The sequence below is a fragment of the Flavonifractor sp. An306 genome (assembly GCF_002159455.1).
Classification (GTDB): domain Bacteria; phylum Bacillota; class Clostridia; order Oscillospirales; family Oscillospiraceae; genus Flavonifractor.
Map to the genome: position 1 here is coordinate 1 of NZ_NFIQ01000103.1, position 9,394 is coordinate 9,394.

Consider the following 9,394-nt stretch of genomic DNA (forward strand, 5'->3'; position numbering starts at 1 on the left):
TGGTGCAGACCGCTGAGGGCGCCCTGACTGAGGTTCACGACATGCTCAACCGTATGTACTCCCTGGCTGAGCAGTCCGCCAACGGCACCTACGAGAACGAGACCGACCGCGCCCAGCTGCAGAAGGAAGTCACCCAGCTGAAGACCGAAATCGACCGTATCGCCGATTCCGCCAACTTCAACGGCATCCAGCTGCTGGACGGCTCCCTGTCCGGCGGTTCCCAGGTGGACAATGTGGCCATGGACAACAGCGTTGCCATCAAGGGCGTGTATACTACCGCCAGCATGGCCAAAACTGCCAACCTGGCTGGCCTGACCACTGCCGATATCGGCAAGAGCATGGACTACACCGTTACCTGGAAGGACGGTAACGGCAAGGAGCAGACCACCACTGTTAAGCTGACTTATCAGGGCGACGGCACCGGCGTGGACAATGCTGCCAGCGCCTCCAAGAACTATTTTGAGGACGCCAACGGCAACAAGTATTATCTGGCCTCTAGTGGCACTCTGAGCGCGAGCAAAGTGCAGAACGCCATTCTGGCCAGCCTGAAGGCGGACAAGAACTTTACCGAGGCCTTTGATGTGGCGGTGACTGGTACTAAGCTTCAGTTTACTGCCCGTACGGAAGGTACTGCCGGCGCCCAGGTGCTGTCCACCGGCGTCAGCCACAACTTCTCCATTGGCAAGGATAGTCCTGCCTTTGCCGCTTCTATGGGCGCCAATGCCACGGTAACCACCGCTGCCAAGGACTCCATGCAGAAGTTCGACGCTGCAGGCCTTGCGGTGGGTGCTTCCAGCGATACTCTGGAGGACCTGCAGGCTAAGATCTTTGAGCTGGACGGCCATAAGTTCCTGGTGGGCAATGCTCTGACCAACGACCAGATCAAGGGTCTGGGCAGCGATGTTACCATCATTGACATTGGTGCTGCTAGCGTTGCCAATGCGACTCATGCCAATCAGATTGCTGCTGAGATCACTCGTGTTACCGGCATGGAGACCGCTGTGGAGGCTTCGAATGCCACTGCTGGTATCTCGGCTACCGACATTCTGTTCACCAAGGACACTCTGAGCCTGACCGGCAACTCCCTGACCCTGCAGATCGGCGACACCAGCGACAGCTTCAACCAGCTGAACGTGGCCATCAAGGACTGCCATATTGCTGCTCTGGGCCTCTCCAGCCTGGACATCGGCACTCAGTCTGGCGCTGCCGCCGCTCTGGACCAGATCAAGGACGCCATCAACTATGTGTCCGACGTCCGTGGTACCCTGGGTGCTACCCAGAACCGTCTGGACCACACCATCAACAACCTGTCCGTGATGCAGGAGAACATCCAGGATGCCGAGTCCACCATCCGCGACACCGACATCGCTGACGAGATGATGTCCTACACCAAGAACAACATCCTGATCCAGTCCGCTCAGGCCATGCTGGCCCAGGCCAACTCCGTGCCTCAGGGCGTGCTGCAGCTGCTGCAGTAAGATCAGCGGTTGGTTCGTCTTATTTAGAATCCCGAGTTGCAAAAGCGGGGCGGGCAAATGCCCGCCCCGCTTTTCTTATGCATCTGACAGAGGAGACATACTATGAAAACCATTGAACTGGCCAGAAAATTGGCGGAATACAAGCAGGTGGAGGACGCCCAAAAGGCGTATACCCTGGTGCTGGGACAAGAGGAAAAGACTCCGGAAGAAGAAATGGAAGCGGCCAGTTATATCTTTTTCTCCCAGGGGGAGTACCAGGTTGCCTATACCACCTTTGTCTCCCTATATAACCGGGGGCATTTTCAAGCGGAGCTGCTTGACCTTATGACCCAGGCCTTTTATCTGCCGAATGTAAAAGAACAGCGACGGTGCTACCGGGAGAATTGTGAGCATTTCAAAGTATACCCCTACTTGTTTCGAAAGGGGTTTCCGGATTTTGACCAGCTCCCGATACAATTTTTTCCCTTTGATGACAAAGGTTTTATTCCCTTTTACCGGGCGGAGAACCGGTTTGGGGCATACGTCAATTTTAATGATACCGTAATTGACCGCAACTTCTTCAGTGATTTGGAAAATCCCATCCTGGCTAAGGATGTTTATTCCCAGTATCAACTGGAATATTTAAATGACAATGTGCGGAAGAGCGAGTGGGTGGGGCGGGAGAACCACATATATCTCCACTATACAAATTGGGATGTATTTTGCGCCTACCTTCAATGCTTAAACTTCGTCCCCTTGCTCAAGGAGGAGAAGTTGGTGTTTCTGATGGAGGAGGAAGTCAGCCAGTATCCGATCGATTTTCAAGCGCGTTTTGGAATCGATTACAGCAAATATCCTCTGAAACCCGTTCATGTCAGAGAGATTAACCGTCTTATTTGGCACACCCAATTGGCGGCGCATAACGGCGGAGATTTTTTCAATGAGATATTTCACAACCATCCCAATCTGATTTCACTGGAATCAGTTATGTTCGATGAGTTTCCGAACATCTATGCCAAATTCCGTCGCCAGTTCAAAAGGACCAGGCAGGCGGGGCTGCCCATTCCCTCATGGCTGAAAGGCATGCAGCAAATTACCGACAAGGATGCATTGCTTGGTATGATGATGGGGGATGAAAACTGTTGCCGTGGGCTGGATCGCGCTTCCCGCATTGTGCCAGCTATATTTTTGCAGCCTCATTTTCGCAATATTATCTATAAGGTTGAGGTGACCGATCAAAAGGGGACTACACTGCTCTCCTCGGAGCAGTATGATCAGATCCATGCCTCCAAGCTGTTTCAGTCCTTCAAATACATCAAGACTTTTACTCCCATGCGGCGTATAACCACCAGCTATGCGGCTACCATACGTTTTATGGAGGAGCAGCTAGCCAAGGAACTGACAGACGACGGGAAACCGAATCTGAAGGTGGGGAGCGATGTAATGATGGAGCGGTTGAAAAACCGCAGCTTTATGATCGATCCTCAAGATCGGCTCTATCACGACAGCGTTTTGGTGCGCTTTGAAGATGGCAAGTTGAATCCAAAGGCCACCTTTACGGCACTGGCAAAATTCCTGGATATTCCATATACGGAAAGTATGACTTACTGTTCCGGAAAGAGTGGTTTAAACCCAGAATCCCTGGAGGGAAATGTGCTGGGCTTTGATGCAGCCACCGTCTACCGTACCTATGATGAGTATGCCAATGATGAGGAACGGGCGTTTTTGGAGTATTTCCTGCGGGATGCGTATGAATGCTATGGATATGATTTCCATTATTATAAGGGGGAGTCGGTGGATGCAAATTGGATCCGGGATAAAATCGAACACTTTTCAACCCTGAATGCGTTTATTACTGGTTCCCGGCGCAAATTTTACGCCAAATTGCGGAGAGCGGATGACCAAGAACCTATGTCGGAGGAAGAAGTGAAGCGTCGTTTGGATGAACGCCTAAAAGATGCCAGTAAAGAGCGATATAACCTTGCTATCAAACTGCAGGAGGGGCTTCGTTTCGTAAATAAAAATGGACAACCGCTACGCTTAATGACGCCATTAAAATTGGATCCAGCCCTGCTGGAAAATCCGCTATATCATTGAGGAGGGGCAGGGATGGATAATAAAGGAACGGTTTATTTCTTTACCGGCCTGTCCGGGGCGGGCAAGACCACCGTGGGTGGCCTGTTTTACCGGCGACTGAAAGCCACCAAGCCAAACGCAGTCTATTTGGACGGGGATGAAATCCGGGTGGCCTTTGGCGAGGATGTAGGCTACTCCCATGAGGAGCGGTTGCGCTGGGCCGGGCGGATCTTCCGGGTGTGTAAGCTGCTCTCTGACCAGGGCATTGATGTGGTGTGCTGCTCCATTGCCATGTTTGACTCCGTGCGCCGCTGGAATCGGGAACATATCCCCAACTATAAGGAAATCTATATCCGGGTGAAAAAGGAGACCCTCATTCAGCGCAACCAGAAAGGGCTATATACCGCTGGCCATAACGTAGTCGGTGTAGACCTGCCGTTTGACGAGCCGAAAACTCCGGACTTGATTATCCAGAATGATGGGGACCGCGCTCCTTTGGAACTGGTGGAAGAAATTGAGCGGGTGTTCTATCCCAATATTGTGGAAAACCCTATTGACAATACAGATTACTGGAATCAATATTATTGTAACCGTCTCTGTTCCACGGAGCCCTCGCCCTTTGCCCGGTATGTGGACACTTTGGTGGAACCGGGGAAGACATTGGTGGAGCTGGGCTGCGGAAACGGTCGTGATGCACTGTTTTTTGCGGAACAGGGATTGCAGGTGGTGGCAATTGATTTGTCCCGGGCTGCCATTGACCAGCTGAATCAGGTGCCGGCGAAAAATGCCCGGTTTCTATGCGGTGATTTTATTGCCAGCGACGCCCACAAGCCAAACAGCTATGATTATGCCTACAGTCGCTTTACCATCCATGCCATCAACCAGAAGCAGGAGAGACTGCTGCTCCAGACCATGTTTGGAGCGCTGAAAAGCGGCGGAAAGTTCTTTATTGAGGTCCGCAGCGTAAATGATCCTCTCTATGGGAAGGGAAAGGCAGTAGAGCGTAACGCATTCTTTTATGATAACCACTACCGTCGGTTTATTGTCAGAGACGAGCTGCTTCAGTCCCTGCAAAAATGTGGATTCCGTGTGGAATATGCCAAGGAGCAGACTGGATTTGCACCCTATGGGAACGATGATCCGCCGGTCATCCGCATTGTGGCGGTGAAACCATAGGAGGGAAGCATATGCAGATGTTGGCGGATCTTCACACCCATTCCTCTGCCTCTGATGGGCAGTATCCTCCCGCGCAGATGGTAGCATTGGCCCAGAAGGCCGGGGTGGAATGTCTGGCGCTTACGGACCACGATACGGTAGACGGAGTGGAGGAAGCGGTTCGAGCCGGCGAGCAAGTTGGGATTCATGTGCTGCGGGGTGTGGAATTGGGTGCCAAGGAGGACCGCCATCTGCACATCTTGGGACTGGGGTTGGCCCCCGTTTGTCCAGCCATGGATACCCTGTGCCGCACATTGAAAGACAGTCGGGCGGAACGGAAGTACCGGATTGTGCAGTTTTTGGCGGAAAAGGGGATGCACATTGATCTGCAGGAGGTGGAGGAGCTGGCCCAGGGCGGCCTGGTAGCCCGTCCCCACTTTGCCCAGGTCATGGTGCGCCACGGCTATGTCTCCTCCATGCGGGAGGCCTTTGACCGCTACCTTGATACCGATGAGTACCAGCGTATTGAACGCTTTAAGGCGGATGCTGCGGACTGTATTGCTGCGATTTGTCAGTCTGGAGGCAAGGCTGTGCTGGCGCATCCGTGCCAGCTGAACTTATCCATGGAGGATTTGGAGCCCTTGCTAAAGAACCTGAAAGAGGCAGGGCTGGCAGGTCTGGAGTGTTATTATCCTGAGCATACGCCCAGGATGGTGTCGGAATATCTGGGCCTAGCGGCAAAGTATGATCTGCATATAACTGCAGGCAGCGATTTCCATGGGGAAAAAGTACACTCCGACAGGCCTTTCATGCCAACTTCTCTGGAATTGGAATGGCTTTTGAGCTGATAAAAGCATATCCCCCGGCTCTGTGCTGTAGCACAGAGCCGGGGGATATGTTCATACATAGAGCAAAATTTATTTTCCTGTTTTCAGATGCTGCATCAACACAGCAGCGATGTTTTCGCAGGAGGCCTGGATGGCAACCGCGCCGATCTCGTGGGCCACACAGGGCATACCGTACACCACGCAGGAATCCTTATCCTGGCCGATGGTGTAGGCCCCAGCTTTACGCATCTCCAGCAGGCCGCTGGCGCCGTCCCGGCCCATGCCGGTCATGATGATGCCCACCATGTGACACCTTACCTGAGAGGCCATGGAGGTAAACAGAGCGTCTACCGACGGACGGTGTCCGCTGACTTTTTCGCCAGGCTGGCAGGCCAGCGTATACCGGCTGCCCATACGTACCACCCGGGCCTGCAGGTCGGCGGGAGCCACCAGTACCAGACCGCGGTGGATCTCGTCTCCGTTCTTGGCCTCCCTCACCTCCATGGCGCAGATCTTGTTCAGCCGCTGGGCATACATACCAGTAAATCCGGGGGGCATATGCTGGACAATCACCATGCCGGGAATGTCGGCGGGCAGCCGCTTGAGCACTTCCAGAGTGGCCTCGGTGCCGCCGGTGGAGGCCCCCAGTCCGATGATGGTTTGGTCCAGATTCATGCCGCTGGAGTGTCCCAGCGCAGTGGGAGGAGCGACAGGCGCGGCGGGAGCGGCGGCAGTGGGAGCTGATGTGGAAGCAGCTGCCTGGTGGGCGGCGGCGTGGATGCGGCAGGGCGAAACCTTGGCGCAGGAGGCCACCACAATTTTCTGGGACAGAGAGCGGAGAAAGGACTCCCGGCTCTCCACGCCGTCCGGCTTACGGACAAAGTCCACCGCGCCGGCGGCCAGTGCGTCAAAGACCCGCAGATTCAGACTGGACACCAGGATCACCGGCAGCGGGTGCTCCGGCAGAAGCTGCCGCAGAAAGTCAATGCCGTTGGTACCGGGCATCTCCACGTCCAGCGTCATAACGTCGGGGTGGAGGCGGAGAATTTTTGTTTTTGCATCCAGAGCGTTGATGGCATAGCCCACAACCTCGATGTTGGGGTATGTGGCCAGTCCTTTGACGAGAAACGTCCGGGCTACAGCGGAATCATCCACCACCAGGATGCGGATTTTTTTTTGTTGATTCGGAAGCATGGATACGATGGCTCCTTCCTGCATACACGCGGGACGGCCCTCACTTTTTGCGGTACACCGCCGGGGCCACCATCTGGAACAGAGGCGTCTGACCCAGGGATTCCGAGTGGCTGATAAAGAGATAGCCGTTGGGGTTCATAGCGTCACAAAAACGCCGGACCAAAGCGTCCCGAGTGTTTTGATCAAAGTAGATCATCACGTTCCGGCAAAAAATCACGTCAAATTTCAGGCGGAACTGGATGGGGTCCATAAGGTTGAAGGTACGGAAAATCACGTTGTTGCGGATGGACGGGGCCACGGTGTAGTCGCTGCCGGTCTTGTTTTTGACAAAGTACCGGCGGAGCCACTCGGTTGGCATATCCGCGGGGGGCTGGTAGACGGCGGCCTTGGCCTTGGCCATGGCCTGCTGGGAGATGTCAGTGGCCAGCACCCGCGTGTCCCATTTATCCGCGTTGGTTCCGAAATATTCCTTCAGACAGATGGACAGCGTATAGGGCTCCTCGCCGCTGGAGCAGCCGGCGCTCCAAATGGCAAGGGTTTTGTCCCGGCGGTGGCGCTGCTCCAGCTCTGGCAGGACCGTATTCTGGAAGAAGGTAAAATGCTCCTTCTCCCGCAGAAAATAGGTATAATTGGTGGTCAGCTTGTTGAGCACCAGCTCCAGGTCATCCGGGTCCTTGGTGGTGAACAGATGCTCCAGGAAGGACTTGAAGTCCTGATAGCCCCGGTCCTTCAGGGAATGGGACAGCCGGCTGGTGATCAGCTGCCGTTTTTTGCTCAGGTCAATGCCGTAATTCTGATGGATAAACCGGACCAGGCGCTGAAAGTCAGCGTCGGTAATGGTCAGGTTGTTGAAAAAAGAGTCCATGGTTTAGCGCACCTCCGGTCAGGAGAGCTCCAGCAGCTGGGCGCAATCAAAGGCCAGCATGGTCTGCCCATCCTCCAGAGAACACATGCCGCAGACCAGCTTCTGCCCGCTCTGAGAGGGACTGGGGACAATGGAGCCTACCGGAATATCCACCATCTTCTCCACCTGGTCCACCAGAATACCAATCTGGGTGTCCTGGGTCTGGAGAATGATGATGCAGCTGCTGCTCTCCTCGTCCTGACCCAGGAAGCAGCAGATATCCACAATGGGGATAATCTGGCCCCGCAGGTTGATGATGCCGCGGATATACTCGGGCACCAGGGGCAGGCTGGTAATGGTGTGGTTGGTGATGATCTCCTCCACTGCCGCGGCGGGAACCCCGAAGAGCAGATTGTTGGATACAAAGAGCAGATATTTTTCCGTCTGTGTCTGTACAGGAGGGCTTTCCGGGTCTACAGCCATGTTGCCGCCGTATAAAACGTCCTGTTCCGTCATATCAATTTCTCCTTTACCGGGCAGAGGTATACAGGTTGGTCACATCCAGGATGATGCTGATGTTGCCGTCGCCCAAAATGGTACAGCCGCCAATCCCTCTGGGCTTGATGTTGAAGTGGTTGAGGTAGGAGGGCAGGGGCTTGACCACCACCTGCTGCTCGCCCAGCAGCTCGTCTACGAACAGGCAGTAGGACAGATCGCCCGCATCCAGCCAGATGAGGATGCCGTCCTCCATTTTGGTGGCTCCGCCGGACATCTGGTACAGATCCCGCATCCGGATGACCGGATAAAAGCTGCCCATACACTTGAACATCTCGCCGCCGGAGGCGTCGCGGATCAGATCGTCCTCAGTGATTTTGAAGGACTGACGGATATTGTGGATGGGGATGGTGAAGATGGACCCGCCCACGGACACCTCCATACCGTCCATGATGGCCATGGTCAGGGGGATTTTCAGGGTGGTGGTCATGCCCTTGCCGGGCTCGCTGGAGATGGAGACCACGCCGCCCACCTCCTCCACGTTCCGCTTGACCACGTCCATGCCCACGCCGCGGCCGGAGAACTCGGTGACCTCCGTGTTGGTGGAGAAGCCGGGGGCCATCAGGAAGTTGAGGATCTCCTTGTGGGAATATTCCACATCGGGGAAGGCCAGCCCGTTACGAATGGCCTTGGCCAGCACGGCGTCGTAATTGACGCCCTGGCCGTCGTCGATGATTTCGATAATGACCTCGCTGCCAGTGTGGCGGGCGGAGAGGATGATCTCACCCACCGGGTCCTTGCCGGCGTTGATACGGTCCTGAGGGGTCTCCTCAATGCCGTGGTCCATGGAATTGCGGACGATGTGCATGATGGGGTCGCCGATGCTGTCCACGATGGTCTTGTCCACCTCGGTGTCCTCGCCCACCAGGGTCAGCTTGGCCTGCTTGCCCAGCTTTTTGCACATATCCCGCACAATGCGGTTCATCTTCTGGAAGGTGCCGGAGACCGGAACCATCCGCAGGGACATGGACACGTCCTGCAGCTCGTCGGTGAGCTTGCGCAGCTGCCGGGCGGACTTGGTGAAAGCGTCCAGCTTCAGCCCCTTGAGATCGGGAGAGGCGGTGACCATGGATTCGGTAATGACAATTTCGCCCACCACAGCGGCCAGCTGATCCAGCTTGTTCAGATTGACGCTGATGAGGCTCTCCTTGTGGTGAGGGCCGCCCTCCGACTTCTGAGACGCGGGGGCGGGAGTTGCCTGGGGGGCCGGCGCAGGGGTAGGTGGGGGGGCCCCCCAGGCCTGGATGCCCGCGGAGGCGGCCAGGGCGGAGGGCAGGAAGATGTGG

At 55.3% G+C, this 9,394-nt stretch carries 8 protein-coding genes; 4 read left to right on the forward strand and 4 right to left on the reverse strand.

Translation table 11 applies throughout. From position 1 onward, the window contains the following. Positions 1 to 2 precede the first annotated feature (2 nt). The 4 genes from B5F88_RS21870 to B5F88_RS17555 all read left to right on the forward strand — a co-directional run bounded on the left by B5F88_RS21870 (position 3) and on the right by B5F88_RS17555 (position 5,536). The gene (locus B5F88_RS21870) at positions 3 to 1,478 is read left to right on the forward strand and encodes a flagellin (protein WP_275532954.1); all 1,476 of its coding nucleotides are present in this window, start codon (positions 3 to 5) and stop codon (positions 1,476 to 1,478) included. A gap of 102 nt (positions 1,479 to 1,580) precedes the next feature. Beyond that, on the forward strand, positions 1,581 to 3,554 hold the full coding sequence (locus tag B5F88_RS17545) for a hypothetical protein (RefSeq protein ID WP_087348615.1): 1,974 nt from the start codon (positions 1,581 to 1,583) through the stop codon (positions 3,552 to 3,554). A gap of 12 nt (positions 3,555 to 3,566) precedes the next feature. Continuing rightward, positions 3,567 to 4,709, forward strand: coding sequence for an adenylyl-sulfate kinase (locus B5F88_RS17550; protein WP_087348617.1), 1,143 nt, complete (start codon positions 3,567 to 3,569; stop codon positions 4,707 to 4,709). Positions 4,710 to 4,720: 11 nt separating this feature from the next. Continuing rightward, the gene (locus B5F88_RS17555; RefSeq protein ID WP_087348620.1) at positions 4,721 to 5,536 is read left to right on the forward strand and encodes a PHP domain-containing protein; all 816 of its coding nucleotides are present in this window, start codon (positions 4,721 to 4,723) and stop codon (positions 5,534 to 5,536) included. A 69-nt stretch (positions 5,537 to 5,605) separates the two neighbouring features. Here the strand turns inward: B5F88_RS17555 and cheB are convergent, their stop codons facing one another. The 4 genes from cheB to B5F88_RS17575 form a co-directional block, all read right to left on the reverse strand. Further along, positions 5,606 to 6,709: a chemotaxis-specific protein-glutamate methyltransferase CheB gene (cheB, locus tag B5F88_RS17560; RefSeq protein ID WP_087348623.1), complete on the reverse strand. Its 1,104-nt coding sequence runs from the start codon at positions 6,707 to 6,709 to the stop codon at positions 5,606 to 5,608. Between the two features lie 40 nt (positions 6,710 to 6,749). Continuing rightward, positions 6,750 to 7,574: a protein-glutamate O-methyltransferase CheR gene (locus B5F88_RS17565; protein WP_087348626.1), complete on the reverse strand. Its 825-nt coding sequence runs from the start codon at positions 7,572 to 7,574 to the stop codon at positions 6,750 to 6,752. 18 nt (positions 7,575 to 7,592) lie between these two features. Further along, on the reverse strand, positions 7,593 to 8,069 hold the full coding sequence (locus B5F88_RS17570) for a chemotaxis protein CheW (protein ID WP_242959864.1): 477 nt from the start codon (positions 8,067 to 8,069) through the stop codon (positions 7,593 to 7,595). A 13-nt stretch (positions 8,070 to 8,082) separates the two neighbouring features. After that, the coding region (locus B5F88_RS17575; RefSeq protein ID WP_140402176.1) for a chemotaxis protein CheA at positions 8,083 to 9,394 on the reverse strand (1,312 nt) is incomplete at its 5' end.